Below are 19,659 nucleotides of genomic sequence, written 5' to 3'. Positions count from 1 at the left end.
CCCATTAACAGGGCCGGGCGGCAATCGTAATCATGAAAGTACCTTGTAGGTTGTACCCGAATGCCCGTTGGCCTCTTCCGAAGGGACGGTGGGCCGTGACCAACTGGAAACCGGCCACCGAGGCCGAGGCGGCGCTGCGAGACGCGCTCAACGCCAATGATCAGGAACTGTACTTCCAGATCTTGTCCCGGCTCGACCTGTTGCTCCCGGTCCCCACCCAGACGCCATCCGGCCGTCCCACCGGCTGGGGCACCTGGACCAGCGGAGGTCGTACCCACGTCCTGGCGTTCACCTCCCTCGACGCCGTTCGCGCCTGCCTGCGCGAGAACGCCGGGCCGACCTGGCGGACCAGCTACCGTGAGTTGGCCGCACGCTGGCCCAACCCGCAGTGGTGGCTCGCCGTCAATCCTGGTCTCCCCATCGAGGGGTACCTGCCGGCATGGTTCGTCGCGCAGTTGGTCCGTGGTGACGTCCGGATACCGGGCCGGACGATGGGTGCGCGCGCCCGCCTGGACCGGGTCAGGGACGGTGGTGGTCACCCGCCGGGTCCCCCTCCGCCGGCGCAGGCCCCGCCGGTCCATCAGGCCCCGCCTGTCCAAGCCCCACGGGTCCCGCCGGTCCCGCCGGTCCGTCCGGCTGCGCCGGTTCGTCAGACTCCGCCGGTTCGTCAGACTCCGCCGGTCCATCAGACTCCGCCGGTTCGTCAGGCCCCGGCGCCGGTTTCCACAGCGGGCGGCGAGCCGCCCATCGAGTACGGAGAACCGGTCGATGCCGCCATCGCCCGTTCCTCGACAGAGTGGGCGACGTCGCCACGTTCGTCAGCGCGGCCAGTTCCACAGGCGGACCCAGCTCCGCGCCCAGGCTCGCCCGATCCGTCTGCCTCCCGCGCGGACGAGGACCCGCGATATCCCGTTCTCGGCGAGTCTCACGCGTCCCCCCAGCGGCCCAGCACTCCGTCGGCGCCGCAGCAGCGTCCGGAGGTGCCGCCCACTCCGCCGTTGGAGCCCACGGAGTTGACCCCGGCGCCGACGTTCACCGTGCCGCGACCGGTGACGGTCGATCAGCGGCCGCTCATCATCGAGGGCGCGGTCGTGGACGAGCGCACCACTGTCGCAGTCTCCGAGGACAGTGGTTCCCTCAACGGTGATGTGGTCAACGGTGATCCTGTCGAAGCGGACGCGTTCGTCACCTCGCCGGTCACGTCAGGGTCATATCCGGCACCGGCCGAGCCAACCGAGTCGCCGGCCAGCCCAGCTGTCCCGTCGTCCATGCAGTCCGGGAGTCTGCCGGCGCCGGATGGCGATCAGGTGTTGCCCGCCCGGTATCCCGTCGTCGAGCCGCCGCCGGTGTACGTTGCCGAGCGCCAGCCCACCACCGCCGAGCCACCGCCGCCATATCGTGTGCGGGAGCCGGCTGCGGCCTCCGTCGCGCCGGAGGCCGAGCCGACTTCGCACGTCGTCCCGTCCCCGATGATCGTCCCGGAGGCGCTGGTCGAGCCAGTGGCCGAGGTCGGACCGGAGTCGGCGGTCGAGGCGGGCCGACCGGTCGAGCCAGCGGCCGAGGTCGGGCCGATGACTCAGGTGGATCCGGTGGATCGTGCGGTGGAGGAGCCGGTGCTGGGCAGCGGCTCGGGCATTGGGACCGCCACGGCCCAGTCGGCCCGCGGCGCCCCGGCAACAGACTCCGTCGCCCAGGCATTCGTTCCGGCCAACGACATCGAACAGAACCTTTACGATGCCGCGGCAGCGGGAAGCACCGACGGCTTCCTCTCCAATCTGCTGCTGGCGCGGGTCTTGGTGCCCGTCGCGCCGGACATGGATCCGGAAGCCCGTCCGGGCGACGAGGCGTTCTCGTGGCAACCAGAGACGATCGACGGCGTGACGTACGTCGTGGTCTTCACGTCTCCGGAGCGCCGTGCCGAGCATCCGGCCGTGCCTGCGCACACCGTTGACGTCAAGCTTGTCCACCTCATCCGGCACTGGCCGGATCCCCACTGGTCCTTCGCGGTCAACCCGGGTAGCCCGGTGGGTGCGAAGCTGCCCGGCGAGCAGATCGTGGCCTTGGCCAACTGGGCGGCCGAGGTGGGGCTCGGTGACGATGACGGGACGGAGCCGTCGGAGGCCGCCGACCCGCATGCCGCGAAGGTGACACCGGCGGCGACGCCCATGTTCGGAGAAACTCCGGCCGCGGCGCCGATCGCCGCGACGACTCCGACAACCACAGGCTCCCCGACGGCCCTCGGCACTCCGACAACCACAGGCACCCCGACGGCCATCGGCACCCCGGATGCCGCGGCAACGACGCAGGCCACGCCGGCCGTAGCCGCCGTGCCGCAACCGGCAGCTCTGACGGAGCCGGCTGTGCCGACGGAGCCGGCTGTGCCGACGGAGCCGGCTGTGCCGGCTTCCGCGGGATCGGCGGCACGTCCACCGGCACCGGAGGATCCGAACGCTCCGGTCCTCATGCAGAAGGTGATCTCGCCGGGTCAACTCCGGTTTTATCTGGAGCGCGGGTATGACCGGGTCGCCGGCTTCGTACACCGGGTCAGCGAGGTCTCGCACCTGCGTACGCCTGAGGCGTTGTACACCGCGCTCGGACTGGCCCACCCGGACTCGCCGTTCTCGCCGCACGCCGAACTCGTCTACGCTTTGCGGTGGCCGGCCTACCAGCCGAAGCTCTACCGGATCCCGTACGGCGGTCAGAACGCCGCGGCGATGCGGGCGATGCAGGGCTGGATGATCGAGCGACCACCGTTCCGCGGAAACGGGTTCGCACCGGGGGACAGCGCCGACGTCATCGCGGAGTTCAAAGTGGACAGTGCCCGGTTGCCGCACGGAGCCCAACTCCTGCGGCTCGGACGGGACGGTAGCGAGCGGTTGGTGGCCACGCTTGACGCCGACCTGCCCGGCTGGACGCCGGTGGTGCCATCGTGATGATCCGCGACGGCTTTGTCGCCCGCTGGCGGGGCGACGAGTACGACGCCAGCCCGCACGGGACAGAGGTACGGCTCTACCGGGTCGATCCGGCGGACGGCTTCACCGAGGTGCGGCCCGGACGGTATGTCCGGGTCGTTCCCATGACCGAGGTCTCCGGGGTGGAGTATGTGCGGACCGCGTGCACCTGGCGTGGGCAGCCGTTCATCGTCCTCGGCGAGCAGGATGGCTGGCTCCGGTTGGAGTACACCGGCGGACACTGGCCGGTCGCCGAGGCGCTGGGTCTGGAAACCTTCGACTACGGGGTCTACCAGGGCTGGGCGCCGGCCGGTGACGTGACCGATCTTCGGGAGCAGCGACTCTGAGCCTCAGGCTCAGGACTTCGCCCAGCGCAGCACCTCGCCGAGAACCAGATCGGGTGCCTCCAGGTGGGGGTAGTGGCCGACCCGGTCGAGGAGCCGCCACTCGTACGAGGCGACGACGTACCGGCCGGAGCCCTGAGCGGTGCGGGGGAGGGATGCCCGATCCAGTGCGCCGTGCAGTTGCAGGGTGGGCGTGACGATCGGCTGCTGCATGGCCTTCACGAACCGGTATCCGTGCAGGCGCAGCGCGGACCGGAACGCCCACCGGTAGCCCTCCAGGGCGCAGAACGCGGCCTGTGGGATCCGCATCGCCTCCCGGTAGCGTTCGGCGTAGCGGGCGAACGAGTCGCTGCCCACCCAGTGCGGGCCGCCCCAGCGGGCCAGCACCTCGCCCACCAGTTCGGCGTCGTGCCGCGTCAGCACGTGCTCGTACCGGGGGAGCTGGAACCTCAGGGCGGGCGTGGCGGCGGCGAACTGTCCCCGGGGGTCGGCGAAGATGGCGGTGCGTAGCCGGAGCGGATGCGGTGCGCCGAGGATGACGAGCCGGCGTACCAGGCTGGGGTGGAACGACGCGGCGGCCCAGGCCACCATGCCACCCACGCCGGAGCCGACCACGATGGCCGAGCGCTCGCCCAGGCCGCGGATCAATCCGGCCACGTCGGCGGCGAGCGTGTAGCCGTCGTAGCCGCGGGGCGGCTTGTCACTCGCGCCGTAACCACGCAGATCCGCCGCGACCGCCCGGTATCCGGCGTCCGCGACAGCCGGCAGGATCTCGTGCCAGGCCCACCAGAACTCGGGAAAACCGTGCAGGAAGAGCACCATCGGGCCGGTGCCGGCCTCCACGACGTGGAACCGGCTGCCGTTGCCGCCGACGAACCGGTGTGTCCACGGCCCCTCGGTCAGCACGCTGGACTCGTCGACGGCCGAGCGTCGCTGCTCCTTCATATCGACAGCCTAGGACCCGGGCGCCCGCCCACCATCGCCTCGCCGGGCAAATGGGGGGAGGGTACGGGTAGTCACCCTGAGGGGGTGGGGGTGGGAAGAGGGGGCGCCCGGGACCGAGATCGGTCCCGGGCGCCGGGTCGCTGGTGCGGTCGATCAGGAAATGCGGATCTTCATCGAGGTGCCGTTCTGCTCCACAACGCGGATCTTGACCCCGTTGTTCGGGACCTTGACGCCGTGGTTCGGCAGCTCCTCGTACCAGTACTGCTTGCTGTCGTCGAACAGCGGCGCGGCCGCCTGGCCCCGGATGTACTGCGGCTGGCCGTTGATGTGCAGGGTGAACGAGTCCGCCTTCTTGAGTCCGAAGGGGGCGTCGTACACCTGCACCCGGGCCCGCCACGGGTTACCGGTCAGGTTGTAGATCGGCCGTGGGTGCGCGTCGATGGTCAGGTTGCGACCCTCGCCGGGGTGCCCGCCCGGGTTGTAGTCCGGGTGGTACGGCATGGTGTTGTTGTCCTTCCACCGCGTGTTCCAGTAGGTCAGGAGCAGACCCTCCTGGTACGCGTAGTGGTCGACCCAGTCCGGCTTGGTGTTCAGGTAACCGAAGTAGTACGGGCCGTGCTCCAGGTACTTGTCGTACGAGACGTACGACCGGTTGCCGGCGATGTAGTAGTTGTCGAAGTCCTGCGTGTAGGACTCACCGACGACCAGCCAGCCGTCGAGTTCCCACCCGGCGCCGTCCGCCTCCGCGCCATCGCTGAGGATGGTCTCGCCGTCCGCGGTGACGGTGATGTCGTCGGCCCGGAAGCCGCCCTCCGACACCGCGCCGTCGGTGACGTAGCGGAACCGGAACTGTGCGACCTTGCCGGCCGCGAAGTCCATCGGGATGGTGATGTCGACCCACTCGCCACCGCTGCTGCCGGTGAGAGCGTCACGTCCCTCGCTGTCCTTGATCGGCTCCCCGTTCAGCGTTGCCGGCAACTGCGTCCAGGTCTTGCCGCCGTCGAGCGAGCCCTCGAAGTAGAGGAAGTCGTAGTCCGCCTCGATTGAGAAGTTCGCCTTCATCGACATGGACGCCGACGACTTGCCGGTGAAGTCGAGGGTCCGGGTCATCGTGTTGTTCAGGTCGTCGTCGTTGCCGGAGAAGTACTGCTTCTCCCCGGCGAACGGTTTGCCGGGCGTGAAGGTGTACGTCCGCTTGGGCAGCACCACGACCGCGGCCTGTGGCTTGGCGGAGTTGTACTCCTCCGGGCCGAGCTTGATGGTGCGCCGCTGTCCGGCTACGACCACCTCGTAGTCGAGCCAGCCGAGCTGGAGCTTGTTCCAGGCACCGAGGTCGGCACCCCGGTCGCCGATGTACGGCTCGTTCTTGGCACCGACCCGGCTCTGCGCCATCAAGCTCCAGTGCTCGACGCTGTTGTCGCCGCTGGCGCCGGTGTTGTAGTCGTCCGGCAGGCCCAGGTCGTGGCCGTACTCGTGGTAGAAGACGCTCCGTCCGCCGTTCTCCGGCTGGATGGTGTAGTCACCGATCCACAGACCAGTGTTACCGATCTGCGTACCGCCGTACTTGTTGAAGTCCGGGCCGGTCCTGCCGGCGCTGGTGCCGTACGCGTACCAGCGGTGGCTCCAGATGGCGTCCTCGCCCTGGTACGGGTCACCGTCGGCCTCGTCGCCGCCGGAGTGGACGATCTGGAAGTGGTCGATGTAGCCGTCGGCCTCGTTGAAGTCGCCGTCCCCGTCGAAGTCGTACCGGTCCCACTCGTCGAACTGCTTGACGTCCTCGGCGATCTGGGCGTCGGTGCGGCCCTGTGCCTTCTGGTCGGCGACCCACTGGTTGGCCGCGTCGCGTACCAGGTCCCAGGTGGTGGCGCAGACGTTCCCGGAGCAGACGTTGGGGTCGTCGCCGTTGGCGTCCTTCGGGTCGTCGCCCGAGCGGCCGTACCGGGCCTCGTTGTACCTGACCTTCACCCAGTCGGTGACCACGCCGTCGACGCTGTAGCGGCCCGAGGACTGGGCCTCGTAGTACTGCTTGAGCGACTCGTCACCGGCACCGGTGCCGAAGTACAGCTTCTCGTAGTGTTCCCGGTTGTAGTCGGCCTGCCAGACGGTCGAGTTGTCCTTGGTCCGGTCGGGCTCCGGGATCTTGTTGTGCAGCGGCCCGTCGAACACGGTCGGTCCCGGCGTGGTCGGGTCGGTGTCCTTGTCCGGGAAACGTGGGTCCCGCTCGTCGCCGAACTCGGCCAGGATCACGAAGATCCGGTCGGTCTTCTCCCGGCCCAGCTCGACGTACTGGTCCTTCTTCTTGCGCTGGCCCGCGGCCATGCTCCGGGCGCCGGCCGGGCCGCCGTCGGTCTTGCCGACCTTGACGACGGTGCTGCCGTTGCGCTTCTCGGCCTTGGCGCGTCCGGACAGAACATCGCTGAGGCCCTGCTCACGCAGGGTGCGCCGCTTCTCCTCGAGCGGGTTGGGCAGCTCGTCGTGGAACTGCCGTGGTTCGGCGACCGCCGGGGCGGTGGTCGGTGAATCGGCCGCGGGTGCCGCCGACGCGGATGGGCCGAGGGCCACACCCGTCGCGGTCAGCGACAGCCCGAGTAGCCCCACTGCGACTTTGCGCACGTGGTACCTCCGGTGTTGGGGGTTCGACGTCAGCGGGGAGGCTGGCATCGCGAGGTGACCCATCCGTGTGACGGATGAGACTCCTGTGAACCTAGACACCGATGGGCACCGGGGGAAGTAGGCTGCGTCGATTTATTTCAAGGTCTTGATGACGTCACCCATCCGTGTAACACCGGCCAGCGCCGTGACCGGGGGTTTTTCGAGGCGAGGCCCGCCGGGAGCGAGCTGCTCCCGACGGGCCTCGATGGTGCGTGCCGCCGCGCCGGACGGGTACCCGTCCGGCGCGGTCAGCGCCGTGCCGGGGTGACCAGCACCGCCGCGTACGCGTTGTCGCGTGCCGCGAACAGGATGCTTATCGACACGCCGTACCGCACGCCAGCGTCACCGGGGTTGCCGGTGCCCAGGACCGTGAACCCGAGGTCGGTGCCGTACAGCTCGGTGGCCGGCGTTCCGTCCTGGTTCACCACCCGGGTGGTGTACGGGGCGTTGTTCTTCGAGGGAACCACGACGGAGGCGTCGTTGTCCCGCGCGTACAGCGACTCGCCGCGCACCTCGATGCCGGGGTACCAGCCCTTGGCGTCGGTGAAGCCCCGTACCGGCTGCTGGGCTCCGAAGCTCGTGCAGTACTCGCTGTACGGCTCGCCCGCCGCCTCCAGGCACTCCTTGAACGGGTACGTCTTGTGCGTCCCGAACGCGGCGTTGCTGGACTGCGGACGGCTGGGCAGGTTGTCCAGCACCGACGGGTCCTTCTCGGCCGCCGTGCCCTGCCGGCGCAGCGGGTCGAAGTGTGAGTCGACGATGAGCAGGCCGCCCTTCGCCCCGTAGCTCGGTAGCGCCGTCAGGTTCGCCGTGGTGTGGTTGACGTCGCCCATCGCGGTGTCCCGGTACCAGACAAGCATGCCCGGCGCGTTGTACGCGACCTTCTCCACCTTCCACGCGTCCCGCGAGTACGTGGTGTCGTACGTGTACCGCAGGCCGTTGTCGAAGCCGTCGAAGTTGCGCCACTCGGCCAGGTAGTAGTGCGCCCTGACCTGGGTGCCGCCGTCGATGTGCCAGCCGGCGCCGGTGGTGTCGGTGAAGGTGCCACCGGTCTGGGTCCAGCCGGCGTTGCCGCTCTCCACGTCGTCACTCCACGTGGTCTCGCCGCCGCCGGTCACCGAGAAGTCGTCGGCGAACCAGCCCCGCTCCAGGAACGCCTCGTCGGAGGCGTACCGCAGGCGGACCTGCACCGTGCTGCCCGCGTACGCCGACAGGTCGACGTAGTCGTGCCGCCACCCGCCGGTGTCCCCGGTCAGGCCATACTTCTTGTTGCCGAAGTCGACCATCCGGCCGTTCGGGTCGGCATAGCCGTCGTCGGTGGACACCAGGTTGCCCTCGGCGTCGTACACCTTCTGCTCGGACCAGGTCGCCCCGCCGTCGGTCGAGACCTCGACGAACCCGTAGTCCCAGTCCTCCTCGATGGTGTAGTTGTTCCACATCCAGAACTTCGCGTCGGCCGCCGCCGGGACACTGACCTCGCGGCTCAGCTTGACGTCGGCCCAGTTCTGGTCGGCGCCGCTGTACCACATGTTCTCGCCGCTGTGCGGGTCGGCGAGGGTGATCACCTTGTCCGGCAGGTCGACCTTGATCCCGTCCTTGGTGCCCACCGGCGTCCGGGACGTCTGCCCGAGCAGGGCGGCGCGGGGCCCGGAGCCCGGCGCGACGGTCATCGGGTCGGCCCAGCCGAGCACCCACTTGTCCCACAGGCCCATGTGGGTGGGCAGTGCCTGGAAGATCTCACCGGAGTGCGATCCCGAGGCCATCAGGTCCCAGAAGTCCACGTCCGAGTCGGCGTTGCCGGAGGTGTCGTAGAGGTCCGGCAGGCCAAGGTCGTGGCCGTACTCGTGGGCGAACACGCCGACGCCGGAGTCCTCCGGCTGCACGATGTAGTTGGACACCTTCAGGCTGGTGCCCGGGATGGTGTAGCCGCCGGCGACCGACGAGGAGTGCGCCCAGACCGCGTAGACGCCCTCCTTGCCGCCGCCACCGGACTTGTCCTCACCGGCGTGCACCAGCACCAGGTGGTCGATCACACCGTCCGGCTCGAAGAAGTTGCCGTCGCCGTCCCGGTCGCCCTGGTCCTCGATGTCGTAGTCGGACCACGGGAAGTCCGGGTCCATCGCGGCCAGCGTGTCGATGGCGTCGGTGGCCAGCCGGCTCGCTCCGGCCGGGTTGTCCGGGTGGCCGTTCATCGACTGCTGGCGTCCGGCGACCCAGTTGCCGTTCTCGTCCTGGAAGCAGCGGGAGGCGGCGTACCAGCCCTCCGAGTGCGGCACCTTGATCCACGGGCTGGCCTGCCCGTCGACCGTGTACGCGCCCTTCGACATCTCCAGGTACATGTTGTGCATGGTGCGACCGGCCAGGCTGATGCCCGGCTTGCCGTCCGGACCCGTCAGGTCCGTCCGCACCCGCTCGGTGATGCCCTTCTTCGAGTAGAGCATCTTGTCGAAGTGCTCGGGCGAGAAGTCCGACACCCACATCGAGTTGTTGTCCTCGTGCGGCAGGGTCGCCGGGTTCGGGATGTTGTTGTGCAGCGGCCCGTTCTGCACGGTGCCGTTGACGCACGTGCGGTCCTCGAACACGGTGCTCGGCACCATCACGTCGGTGAAGTCGTCGTTGGCGTTCTCGTTGAACTCCACCAGCAGGGTCAGCAGCTTGGCCGTCTGGGTGGTGGGCGCCTTCTTGAACTTCCGTGGGCTCTGTCCGGTCCGGATCGACTTGGCCTCCGTCTTGGCCAGTTCCCTGGCCGCGACCGGGTTTCCGGCGGCGAACTTGCGGTCGAACGCCTTTGCCTCCTCGACCATCTCCGGGGCGTAGACGCCACCCTTGCCCTTGATCTCCTTACCGTGGGTGTCAGGTTCCACCGCGGGTTCGGCGTAGTTGATGTAGAACTCGTCCGCCCCGATGGTTGCGGGAGCCGGACCGGTGTTCGCGGCGGCGCTGCCCGGCACGGTCAGTGCCGTGGCGGCGAGCGCGATGACGGGTAGCGCGACGAGCAACCGTCGGCGCGACCCAGGAATGGGGACGTTCATGCCACTCCACTTCGTCGGGCATGGGGGGATTGCCGGGTTGGGGACGCGTATTGGTGCGCAGCGATCCAATCCGATGGGCGCGAACCTAATCGCGACAGTTGCCGCCGGGCAAGAGGTTGGCGGGTGTCTCCACCGTTCAGCCGGCTTTCAGTCGCCGAAACGACGGTGGGTGGCGGTCCGTGTGCGGACCGCCACCCACCATTAAGTACGGTAAATCAGTCCTCGTCGGACTTTGCCGACTTCATCCCAGAGGAGATCAGCTCCATCACCGAGGAATCCTGGAGCGTGGTCACGTCGCCGAGCGACCGGTTCTCCGCCACGTCCCGCAGCAGCCGTCGCATGATCTTGCCGGATCGGGTCTTCGGTAGCTCCGGCACCAGCATGATCTGCCGTGGCTTGGCGATCGGACCCAGCGTCCTGGCCACGTGGTTACGCAGCTCGGCGATGAGCGCCTCGCCGGCGTCACCCTCGGTGTCGACGGTGCCGCGCGGGATCGTGAACGCCACGATCGCCTGACCCGTCGTCGGGTCGGTGGCCCCGACCACCGCCGCCTCGGCCACCGACGGGTGCGACACCAGCGCCGACTCGACCTCCGTCGTGGAGATGTTGTGACCGGACACCAGCATCACGTCGTCCACCCGGCCGAGCAGCCACAGGTGCCCGTCGTTGTCCTTCTTGGCCCCGTCGCCGGCGAAGTAGACCCAGTCGCCGCCCGCGTTCCCGGCGCCCGAGCCGTCACCCGCGCCCCCCGCGCCTGCGGCGCCCGCGCCGAACCGCGACCAGTACGTCTCGATGAACCGCTTGTCGTCGCCCCAGATGGTGCGCAGCATCGAGGGCCACGGCTCGCGCAGCACCAGATAGCCACCGCCCCCGTTCGGCACCGGTTGGCCCTGGTCGTCCACCACGTCGGCGCTGATCCCGGGCAGCGGTGACATGGCGCTGCCCGGCTTGGCCGCCGTCACCCCGGGCAGCGGGGAGATCATCATGCCGCCGGTCTCGGTCTGCCACCAGGTGTCCACCACCGGACAGGCACCCTTGCCGATGTGCTGCCGGTACCACATCCATGCCTCGGGGTTGATCGGCTCGCCGACGCTGCCGAGCAGGCGCAGTGACGACAGGTCAGCCTTGGCCGGGATGTCCTCACCCCATTTCATCATCGTCCGGATGAGGGTCGGGGCGGTGTAGAGGATGGTCACCCCGTACCGGTCGACGATGTCCCAGAACCGGCCCTTGTGCGGCGTGTCCGGCGTCCCCTCGTACATCACCTGCGTCGCGCCGTTGGAGAGCGGACCGTACACGATGTAGGAGTGACCGGTCACCCAGCCGATGTCCGCCGTGCACCAGTAGACGTCGGTCTCCGGCTTGAGGTCGAAGACGGCGTGGGTGGTGTACGACACCTGGGTCAGGTAGCCGCCGGTGGTGTGCAGGATCCCCTTGGGCTTGGCCGTCGTACCGCTGGTGTAGAGGATGAACAGCGGATGTTCGGCGTCGAACGGCTGGGCCTCGTGGGTGTCGGCCGCGGCCTCCACCGTCTCGTGCCACCAGTGATCCCGGTCCGTCCAGGTAACGTCGCCGCCGGTGCGGCGGACCACGAGAACATGCTCGACGCTGTCCGTGCGGGACACCGCCTCGTCGACTGTCGACTTGAGGTCCGACGGCTTGCCCCGGCGGTAGCCACCATCGGCGGTGATCACCAATTTGGCGCTGGCGTCGGCGATCCGGCTGGACAGCGCGTCGGCGGAGAAGCCGCCGAAGACCACACTGTGGGTGGCGCCGACCCGGGCGCACGCCAGCATCGCCACCGCCGCCTCCGGCACCATCGGCAGGTAGATCGCCACCCGGTCGCCGGCGGTCACCCCCAGGTCGGTAAGCGCGTTGGCCGCCTGGCAGGTCATCCGGAGCAGCTCGGCGTACGTGATGGTCCGCTGGTCGCCCGGCTCACCCTCCCAGTGGATCGCCACCCGGTCGCCGTTGCCCGCGGCGACGTGCCGGTCCAGGCAGTTGTACGCGACGTTGAGCTGACCGCCGACGAACCACTTCGCGAACGGCGGGTGGGACCAGTCCAGCGTCTGGTCCCAGTCACGGACCCAGTCCAGCCGGCGAGCCTGCCGTTCCCAGAACGCCAACCGGTCCCCGGCGGCCTCCTCGTACGCCCCGGCGGTCACGTTGGCGTCGGCCGCGAGCCCGTCCGGCGGAGGGAACACCCGCGTCTCGTTCATCAGATTGGCCAGCGTCTCGCTCATCTCAGCCTGCCTCCCGGTCCCGTGACGTGCGTCTCCCGGCTGAATCTAGCCGTGCGGCTCGGGCTCCCGCGACCGCTGGAGACCCGGTGAGCTGGCCCACGCGCCGAACGGACCCCACCGAGCGCTGGCCGGGCACTGGGTGGCGCTCAGCTAGCGTGGCGGGGTGACCAGCGATCCACTCGCCCCGCTGCTCGACCTCGCCGACGTGGCATCGGCCGTCGCCCGCGCCCGCGAACACGTCGACAAGGCGCTGCGACACCGCGCGCTGCGTCGGCAGGGCGGCCAGGTCGCGGCCGAGATCAGCCTGCGGTGCGCAGTCGCGTCCGCCGCGCTGGAGGGCTCCGGGTACGACCGGGAGAGCGTGCGCGCGGGTACGGTGACCGACCCCGTGGTGCAGGGGGCCCTGCGGGTGGCCGGCGCGCTGCCCGGACTGGCCGATCGCTGGTCGACGGCGCCCCGGCAGGTGCTGGCCCGGCTGCACGTGCTCGCCGCCCGGGACGTCGTACCGCCAGATGATCTCGGTCGGCCGACCGCGGACCCGGCGGTGGGGGCACGGCTGGACGGCCTGGCCGGCCTGGTCACCGGCGGCACCAGCGTCCCGCCGGTGATCCTCGCCGCCGTCGTACACGGGGAGCTGCTGGCCCTGCGGCCGTTCGCCGGGCCGTCCGGCGTGGTGGCCCGGGCCGCCGCCCGGCTTGTGTTGATCTCAAGCGGTTTCGACCCGCGCGGCCTGGTCGCCGTCGACGTGGGGCACCAGGCTCGGGAGCCCGAGTACGTCGGCTCGGCCGGCGCCTTCGCCACCGGCACGCCGGACGGGCTGCGTTCCTGGCTGCGGCACTACCTGACGGCCGTGGAACTCGGCGCCGACGAGATCGCCCCCGCCGCGGCGTAACGGTCGCGCGTTGATCAGGGGTTCGGTCAAGCCGTCCCGGACCCGCGTTGATCAAGAGGTTTGCGTCAGGTTTCCGCGCTGAGCTGACGCAAATCTCTTGATCAACGCGGGTCCGGCGGAGGTTGGCGCGCCGGGGGCGCGGCGGGGTCAGACCGTCGCGGTACGGGCCCGGCGGTGCCGGCCGTACCAGGCGACGCCGATCGCGACTCCGACCCCGACGCCGATGGCGGCCGCGGCGACCGGCACGGCCGGCCGTTCGCGCAGCCGGCGCCCCAGCGGGATCGGGTGCCGGAACTCGAGGACCGGCCATGCCTGCTCGGTGGCGAGTTTGCGCAGCGCCCGATCAGGGTTGACCACGGTGGGGTGACCGACGCACTCCAGCAGCGGCCGGTCGCTGATCGAGTCGGAATAGGCGTACGACTCGGTCAGGTCGTAACCACGGTGACGGGCGAGTTCGGCGACGGCCGTGACCTTGCTGGGACCTGCGGCGTAGAACTCCACCTCGCCGCTGTACCGCCCGTCCTCGACCGTCATCCGGGTGGCGATCACGTCGGTCACGCCGAGCAGCGCTCCGATCGGGCGGACCATCTCCTCGCCGGAGGCGGACACCAGCACGACGTCCCGCCCGGCGGCACGGTGCTCCTCGATCAGCACCGCGGCCTCCGCGTAGACGTACGGGTGGATCAACTCATGCAAGGTTTCCGCGACGATCTGGCGGACCTGCTCCACCGGCCAGCCCTTGCACAGAGCGGCCAGATAATCCCTGGTCCTGGCCATGGTCTGCTCGTCCGTGCCGCCCAGCCGGAACATCAACTGGGCGTACGCGGACTTCACGACGTCACGCCGCGTAATCAGCCCATCCCGATAGAAAGGCCGGCCGAACGCCAAGGCGCTGGACTTGGCGATCACGGTCTTGTCGAGATCGAAAAAGGCGGCACTTCGGCCCACGGCGGGCAAGTCTAGTCGGATGACCGGGCGTGGGCGGGTGTCCGGGGTCACTCTCGCACGTCACAAGGGGTAAGAGCCTGATTGCCCGATCAGGTAAGGGCATGATCGCGGTCACCCACCGCAAGCATTATTTCGCAGGGTGTGGACGTGCCGGCCACTCGACGTATACAAGAGCGGTCAGGCATGCTTGTATCTAGCGACAACGCTTCACCTGGCAGCTCTCGGCGGTTGCACCCCCCGTAACCGCTGAGTGGGTTCGGCTCAACCCCCCCGGAGCCGAACCCGCAGACGACCCCCGTCACCCCCCCCGACGGGGGTCGTCTCCTCTCCGGACGAGGGACCGCCGCGAGACGGGCCGGCTGTCTGCCGCCGGCCTTCCGACACGCGGACGGTCAGTTCGCCGGCTCATCGACGGTCCAGGTCCTGGCCGGTGTGTCTCGTCGGCAGCCCGCGCCCATCAGGTCCACATCTCTCCTGGTGCACATACCAGATCGCCGGGTCGCGAGGGGGTTATCCACAGGCGGTCCCGCTATCCACAGGCCGGCTTTCCGGCGCCCCGGTCGGTCGATCGGCGGCTGAGGCTGGAGCGGTCCATCCAACCGCCGCCATGGAGGCCGCGATGTCTACCCGCACCGTCCACGCCGGACGCCGGCTCCCCCTGGTTGTCACCTCCGACACCGAACTGCTCGATGAACTGCTCCGACTGGCCGCCGTCGGCGGCATCGACGTCGAGGTAGCCACGGATGCCGCCGACGCCCGGGCCAGGTGGATCGGCCCACCGATCGTGCTTGTCGGTAACGACCAGGCGGCCTCCTGTCTCCGAGCGCGGTTGCCGCACCGGGGTCGCGTCGTGGTGGTGAGCCGGGCCGGTCACGGTGATCCGGAATGGGAGACAGCCGACCTGCTCGGCGCCGAACACGTGGCAGTGCTGCCGGCGGCGGAACCGTGGCTGGTGGACCGGCTGGGAGAGAGCCGGTCGATGTCCGAGCACCCCCAGCCGGGGCGGGTGCTGGCCGTGATCGGCGGGCGGGGTGGGGCCGGGGCGAGTGTGCTCGCCGGCTCGCTCGCCCTCACCGCCGGCCGCCGCGGCCTGCGTACGCTGCTGGTCGACGCCGATCCGCTCGGCGGTGGGCTGGACCTCGTGCTGGGCTGGGAACAGATCGAGGGTCTCCGCTGGCCGGACCTTCGCCAGGCCGACGGCCGGGTGGACGCACCCGCTCTGGTGCGAGCGCTGCCGAGCCGGGGCGACCTGGTCACCATCTCCTGGGACCGGGGTGATCCGGTGGCCCTGCCCGCGGACGCGATGGCGGCCACCCTCGACGCCGGGCGTCGCGGCCGGGACCTGGTCGTGGTGGATCTTCCCCGGCGTCTCGACGACGCTGCGGTCGTCGCCCTCCAGGCGGCCGACCGGGCGTACCTCGTCGTGCCGGCCGAACTGCGGGCCACGGCGGCGGCGGCCCGGGTCGTCGCCACCACCGTCCTGCACTGCCCGCAGCTCGCGGCGATCGTGCGTGGTCCGGCACCCGGCGGGCTCAGGGCCCGCGAGATCGCCCGGTCGCTCAACCTCCCCCTCGTCGGCACGCTGCGACCAGAGCCGGGACTGCGCCGCGCACTGGAACGCGGCGAGGCACCGGCCACCTCGGGGCGGGGACCGCTCGCGACGCTGTGTGGACGCCTCATCGACGACCTCGTCGGTGCCGCCTCGGCAGGCGCGGCGTGACCTCCGGCATCGCCGACCGGGTACGCCGGCAGTTCGCGGTCGAGGGGTCCACAGTGACACCGGCCGCGGTGGTGGCCGCCGTCCGCGCCGAGCCGTCTGCCGCCGTGCTGGGTGACACCACGCTGCTCCGGGTGGCGGCCAGGGTGCACCAGGATCTCGTTGGCGCCGGCCCGTTGGCACCGTTGCTGGCCGACTCGGAGGTCACCGACGTGCTGGTCAACGGGGTCGACGTATGGGTGGACCGGGGACACGGGTTGGAGTCCGTGCGGGTGGATCTCGGCGACCGGTCCGACGTGCGACGGCTGGCGCAGCGACTGGTCGCGGCCTGCGGCCGGCGGCTGGACGACGGAGCCCCTTACGCGGACGCCCGCCTGCCCGACGGCACCCGGCTGCACGCGGTCCTGCCGCCGGTGGCGACCGACGGCCCCTACCTGTCACTGCGCACTTTTCGGCAGCGCCCGTTCACCCTCGACGACCTGGTGCGTCGGGGCACGGTCACCGGGCCGGCCGCCGAACTGCTCGCGGCACTGGTCGCTGCCCGGCTGGCCTACCTCGTGGTCGGGGGGACGGGATCCGGCAAGACCACGCTGTTGAACACGTTGCTCGGGCTGGTTCCGTCGAATGAGCGGATCGTCCTTGTGGAGGACGCAGCCGAGCTGCGACCGGTGCATCCGCATGTCGTCGGCCTACAGACCCGGTTGTCGAACGTGGAGTCGCGCGGATCGGTGGATCTGGCGGACCTGGTTCGCCAGGCGTTGCGGATGCGACCCGACCGGTTGGTCGTCGGCGAGTGCCGAGGCGGCGAGATCGTCGATCTGCTCTGTGCTCTCAACACCGGTCATGACGGCGGTGCCGGCACCCTCCACGCCAACGAGCCGCGCGACGTGCCGGCCCGGTTGGAGGCGCTCGGGCTGCTCGGCGGCCTCCCGAGGGCGGCGTTGCACGCGCAGGTCGCGGCGGCCCTGCAGGTGCTGGTGCAGGTGCGGCGCACGACCGGGGGACGGGTCCTGGAGTCGGTGAACGTCCTGGCGCCATCGGGGCCGGACCGGATGGTCACCGTCCTTCCCGCGTGGCGCCGCAGCGTCGGAGCGGGGCCGGCCCGGGCGGCGCTCGCGCGACTCATGGCCGACCGTGGCGTACGCGTACCGGCGGCGCTGGCAGGCCGCGCCGCCGCCCCGCGCCCGGACGTGCCGGCGACCGTTTCCGAGACCGGCACACGCCCCGTCGAAGCGGCGTCCGGCGATCACTCCGTCGCGTCGGTCGCGCACGCTCAAATGCCCGGGAACGACGTCCGGGGCGGATCGTGAGCGCCATCGACCTGATTGTCACCGTGGCGGCTGCGGTCGCGGCGCTGGGCTGGTGCCTGCCCCGCCGAGTGACTGGACCGGTCGCGTTTCGAGCCGGGCAACCAGCCCCGCTGGCCGGGGTGGCCAGACGCCACGGGCCGGCGGACTCCGCCGCGGCGCGTCGCCGGCAGTTCGGTGTGCGCGGCCTTGCCTGGGTCTCGGCGTCCACAACCCGGGCGGTCGGCACGGCTATCGTGCTGACCGCCGCCATCGGGGGATTGGTCGGTGGCCCGGTGGGTGCCGTCGTGTCGGGCACCTATGCCGGCTTGACGGTGCGGGGGGTCCTGCGTGCCCGTGCCAGCCGGCGAACCAGAACCGAACGGGATCGGAGACTGGACCGGCTGAGCACCGTGGCGGCCGAGCTGCGGGCGGGAGCGCGGACACCCGTCGAGCTGCCGACAGATGCCGTCAGTGCCTCCCGACTCGATGAGTTGGCCGCGGCGGCGGTCCGGCTGGCCGAGCGGACGGGGGCGCCGTTGGCCGAGTTGCTGGAGCGCATCGAGTCCGACGCGCGGGCGATGGACCGGGCGTTGGCCGCTGCCGCGGCCCAGGCCGCTGGCGCCCGAGCAACCGGGTTGCTGCTGGCCGCCCTGCCGGTGGGCGGGCTACTGCTCGGTTACGGCATCGGCGTGGACCCCGTCCATCTCCTGCTGCACACCACGCTCGGGGCGGTGTGCGCGATCGGTGCCGTCGGGTTGCAACTTGTCGGGCTGCTCTGGACCGACCGGCTCGGTGCATTGCCTGTCCGGGTGGTCTGATGCGGCCAGAGGAACTGGTCGGATCCGCGCTGATCCTGTTGCTGGTGCTGCTGGTCGCGCGCTGGCTGGCGGCTGTGACCGGCCGAACCGCCCGTCGGCGGCTGCGGCGGCTGCGGATCGGACCCACCAGCGCCCGGGACGTGATCGGGCCAGCTGTCGAGGCGCCAGCCGGGGACGCCAGCCATCGCTGGATCCGGCCAGACCGGATCCGCCTGGTGACAGCGGTATTCGGGGTGAGCGTCGCGCTGGCGCTGGGCGGATCGCTCGGTGCGTTCACCGGTGCCGTCCTCGCGGTCGGGGCCGATCACGTGCTGCGCCGAGTCGAGCCGTCCGAAGTCCGCGCCCGGCGGCGCCGGGAGGCGGCCGACCTTCCGCTCGCCACCGACCTCGTCGCCGCCGCATTACGTGCGGGTGCGCCCGTGGACCGTGCGGTGACGGCTGTCGCGGAGACGCTCGGCGGCCCGCTCTCCGAGCGGATGCACCGGGTCGGACGGACGCTGCGGCTTGGCGGCGAACCCGAGGAGGCATGGGCCCACCTCGGCCACGTGGACGGAGCTGACCGAGTCGCCGCTGCGGCGATCCGCTCGGCGACCAGCGGCGCGTCCCTCGCCGGCACACTGCTCCGGATCGCCGACGACCTGCGAGCCGATCGGGCCACCGCTGCCGAGGCGGCAGCCCGGCGGGCCGGTGTGTTGATCGTGCTGCCGCTGGGTCTGTGCTTCCTGCCCGCCTTCATACTCGCCGGCCTGGTGCCGGTGATCGTCGCCGTGCTCGGCGACGTCCTGTGAGTACTCAAGAGACGAGGAGCACCATCGTGCGCAAGCTGATCGACCGTCTGCGACCCGACGACGGGATGAACACCGCCGAGTACGCCGTCGGTACGCTGGCCGCCGTCGCCTTCGCCGGCATCCTGCTGAAGGTGCTGACGTCGGGCCACGTCCAGGCGGCGTTGACGGCCGTGATCGACCGGGCGTTCAAGTGACCCGGCGCCGGCAGGCCGGCCCCGGCGACCGAGGGTCGTTCACCGCAGAGCTGGCAGCCGGCCTGCCGGCGCTGGTGTTGTTGATGCTGACCGGCCTGACGGCCGTCAACGCGGTCACCGTCCGGACAGAGTGCCTGGACACGGCCCGGGATATGGCGCTGGCCGTCGCCCGGGGCGACGAGCGAGGTCGTGACGCGGGCGAGACGGCCCCGCCCGGAGCCACGTTGTCGGTCAGCGTCGAGGGCGAACTGGTTCGGGTGACCGTCGAAGCGCCGGTGCGTGCGCTCGGTACTCCGCTTCCGGGCACCCGTGTCACCGCCACCGCCATCGCGGCGGTCGAGCCGGGAACGGTGGCCGGGCCAGAGACGGCGGTTGAGCCGGGAACGGCTGCCGGGCCAGAGGCGGAGGCGAGCCGATGAACTGGCGCCGTAACAGACGGGCCGGCATCCCCCATCCCGGTGGGGCCACCCGGGACCGGGGGAGCGCGTCTCTCTGGCTGCTCATGGTCGGCCTGCTGCTTGTGGCCGCGGGGCTGACCGGTGCGGCGGTGGGTACCGCGCGAATGGCGAACAGACAGGCCCAGGTCGCAGCCGATCTGGGAGCTCTGGCCGGCGCCGTCCGGGTGGCGGACGGGAAGGCGGCTGCCTGCCGTCGAGCGGTCGAACTCGTGGCGTTGAACAACGGCCGGTTGGTCTCGTGTCAGACCGACGGGCTGGACGTGACTGTCACCGCGTCGGTGACCACGACGCCGCTGCCTGGCCTCCGTCGTGTGGCGCGAGCCGCCGCCCGCGCGGGACCGGTGCGCACGACGGCGGCCGGCGGTCCCGCCGCGAGACACCGGGTAGG

At 70.6% G+C, this 19,659-nt stretch carries 13 protein-coding genes and 2 pseudogenes; 10 read left to right on the top strand and 5 right to left on the bottom strand.

What is annotated here, in order from left to right; genetic code table 11:
- Positions 1 to 1,760: 1,760 nt before the first annotated feature.
- Positions 1,761 to 2,933: pseudogene (locus ACFQUZ_RS22310) on the top strand (SseB family protein); the annotation flags it as partial.
- Positions 2,933 to 3,298 carry a hypothetical protein gene (locus tag ACFQUZ_RS22305; protein ID WP_377445630.1) on the top strand — a complete coding sequence of 122 codons (366 nt, stop codon included), beginning with the start codon at positions 2,933 to 2,935 and terminating at the stop codon, positions 3,296 to 3,298. The pseudogene ACFQUZ_RS22310 and the gene ACFQUZ_RS22305, both read left to right, overlap by 1 nt.
- Before the next feature lie 9 nt (positions 3,299 to 3,307).
- Here ACFQUZ_RS22305 and ACFQUZ_RS22300 read toward each other — a convergent pair whose 3' ends face one another.
- The 4 genes from ACFQUZ_RS22300 to acs form a co-directional block, all read right to left on the bottom strand.
- Entirely contained in the window at positions 3,308 to 4,240 is a 933-nt protein-coding gene (locus ACFQUZ_RS22300) for an alpha/beta fold hydrolase (protein WP_377445478.1), read from the bottom strand.
- Positions 4,241 to 4,393: 153 nt separating this feature from the next.
- Positions 4,394 to 6,838 (bottom strand): immune inhibitor A domain-containing protein, encoded by a 2,445-nt coding sequence (locus tag ACFQUZ_RS22295; protein WP_377445628.1) that lies wholly within the window; start codon positions 6,836 to 6,838, stop codon positions 4,394 to 4,396.
- A 302-nt stretch (positions 6,839 to 7,140) separates the two neighbouring features.
- Complete coding sequence (locus tag ACFQUZ_RS22290; protein ID WP_377445475.1) at positions 7,141 to 9,924, bottom strand: immune inhibitor A domain-containing protein; 2,784 nt, start codon at positions 9,922 to 9,924, stop codon at positions 7,141 to 7,143.
- A gap of 215 nt (positions 9,925 to 10,139) precedes the next feature.
- On the bottom strand, positions 10,140 to 12,167 hold the full coding sequence (gene acs, locus ACFQUZ_RS22285; protein WP_377445474.1) for an acetate--CoA ligase: 2,028 nt from the start codon (positions 12,165 to 12,167) through the stop codon (positions 10,140 to 10,142).
- Positions 12,168 to 12,330: 163 nt separating this feature from the next.
- Here acs and ACFQUZ_RS22280 point away from each other — a divergent pair, with 163 nt between their 5' ends.
- Complete coding sequence (locus ACFQUZ_RS22280; RefSeq protein ID WP_377445471.1) at positions 12,331 to 13,059, top strand: oxidoreductase; 729 nt, start codon at positions 12,331 to 12,333, stop codon at positions 13,057 to 13,059.
- Between the two features lie 147 nt (positions 13,060 to 13,206).
- On the opposite strand, the gene ACFQUZ_RS22275 is transcribed toward ACFQUZ_RS22280, so the two are convergent.
- The gene (locus ACFQUZ_RS22275; RefSeq protein WP_377445469.1) at positions 13,207 to 14,007 is read right to left on the bottom strand and encodes an HAD family hydrolase; all 801 of its coding nucleotides are present in this window, start codon (positions 14,005 to 14,007) and stop codon (positions 13,207 to 13,209) included.
- Positions 14,008 to 14,626: 619 nt separating this feature from the next.
- Here ACFQUZ_RS22275 and ssd point away from each other — a divergent pair.
- From ssd to ACFQUZ_RS22240, 7 genes and pseudogenes are all read left to right on the top strand, one after another.
- The gene (gene ssd / locus ACFQUZ_RS22270; protein ID WP_377445467.1) at positions 14,627 to 15,727 is read left to right on the top strand and encodes a septum site-determining protein Ssd; all 1,101 of its coding nucleotides are present in this window, start codon (positions 14,627 to 14,629) and stop codon (positions 15,725 to 15,727) included.
- Positions 15,724 to 17,034 carry a TadA family conjugal transfer-associated ATPase gene (locus ACFQUZ_RS22265; protein WP_377445465.1) on the top strand — a complete coding sequence of 437 codons (1,311 nt, stop codon included), beginning with the start codon at positions 15,724 to 15,726 and terminating at the stop codon, positions 17,032 to 17,034. Before ssd ends, ACFQUZ_RS22265 begins: the two co-directional genes overlap by 4 nt.
- Positions 17,031 to 17,831, top strand: a complete 801-nt coding sequence (locus ACFQUZ_RS22260) for a hypothetical protein (RefSeq protein WP_377445462.1) — start codon at positions 17,031 to 17,033, stop codon at positions 17,829 to 17,831. Before ACFQUZ_RS22265 ends, ACFQUZ_RS22260 begins: the two co-directional genes overlap by 4 nt.
- The gene (locus ACFQUZ_RS22255; RefSeq protein ID WP_377445460.1) at positions 17,831 to 18,619 is read left to right on the top strand and encodes a type II secretion system F family protein; all 789 of its coding nucleotides are present in this window, start codon (positions 17,831 to 17,833) and stop codon (positions 18,617 to 18,619) included. Before ACFQUZ_RS22260 ends, ACFQUZ_RS22255 begins: the two co-directional genes overlap by 1 nt.
- 65 nt (positions 18,620 to 18,684) lie before the next feature.
- On the top strand, positions 18,685 to 18,813 hold the full coding sequence (locus ACFQUZ_RS22250; RefSeq protein ID WP_377445626.1) for a DUF4244 domain-containing protein: 129 nt from the start codon (positions 18,685 to 18,687) through the stop codon (positions 18,811 to 18,813).
- Positions 18,810 to 19,232: a TadE family type IV pilus minor pilin gene (locus ACFQUZ_RS22245; protein ID WP_377445459.1), complete on the top strand. Its 423-nt coding sequence runs from the start codon at positions 18,810 to 18,812 to the stop codon at positions 19,230 to 19,232. The genes ACFQUZ_RS22250 and ACFQUZ_RS22245 overlap by 4 nt, the downstream gene beginning before the upstream one ends.
- Positions 19,229 to 19,618 (top strand): annotated as a pseudogene (locus ACFQUZ_RS22240) (Rv3654c family TadE-like protein); the annotation flags it as partial. The gene ACFQUZ_RS22245 and the pseudogene ACFQUZ_RS22240, both read left to right, overlap by 4 nt.
- Positions 19,619 to 19,659: the final 41 nt, after the last annotated feature.

Source organism: Plantactinospora sp. GCM10030261, from assembly GCF_042666615.1.
Classification (GTDB): Bacteria; Actinomycetota; Actinomycetes; order Mycobacteriales; family Micromonosporaceae; genus KBS50.
The sequence above is the reverse complement of the archived record's forward strand: the minus strand, read 5'-3'. Positions and strand labels throughout refer to the sequence as shown.

What these genes read in the sequence shown, in the direction of transcription:
- ssd (WP_377445467.1), top strand. Translation starts at nt 14,627, where the DNA reads ATGTCTACCCGCACCGTCCACGCCGGACGCCGGCTCCCCCTGGTTGTC.
- ACFQUZ_RS22250 (WP_377445626.1), top strand. Translation starts at nt 18,685, where the DNA reads ATGAACACCGCCGAGTACGCCGTCGGTACGCTGGCCGCCGTCGCCTTC.
- ACFQUZ_RS22300 (WP_377445478.1), bottom strand. Translation starts at nt 4,240, where the DNA reads ATGAAGGAGCAGCGACGCTCGGCCGTCGACGAGTCCAGCGTGCTGACC.
- ACFQUZ_RS22255 (WP_377445460.1), top strand. Translation starts at nt 17,831, where the DNA reads ATGCGGCCAGAGGAACTGGTCGGATCCGCGCTGATCCTGTTGCTGGTG.
- ACFQUZ_RS22305 (WP_377445630.1), top strand. Translation starts at nt 2,933, where the DNA reads ATGATCCGCGACGGCTTTGTCGCCCGCTGGCGGGGCGACGAGTACGAC.
- ACFQUZ_RS22290 (WP_377445475.1), bottom strand. Translation starts at nt 9,924, where the DNA reads ATGAACGTCCCCATTCCTGGGTCGCGCCGACGGTTGCTCGTCGCGCTA.
- acs (WP_377445474.1), bottom strand. Translation starts at nt 12,167, where the DNA reads ATGAGCGAGACGCTGGCCAATCTGATGAACGAGACGCGGGTGTTCCCT.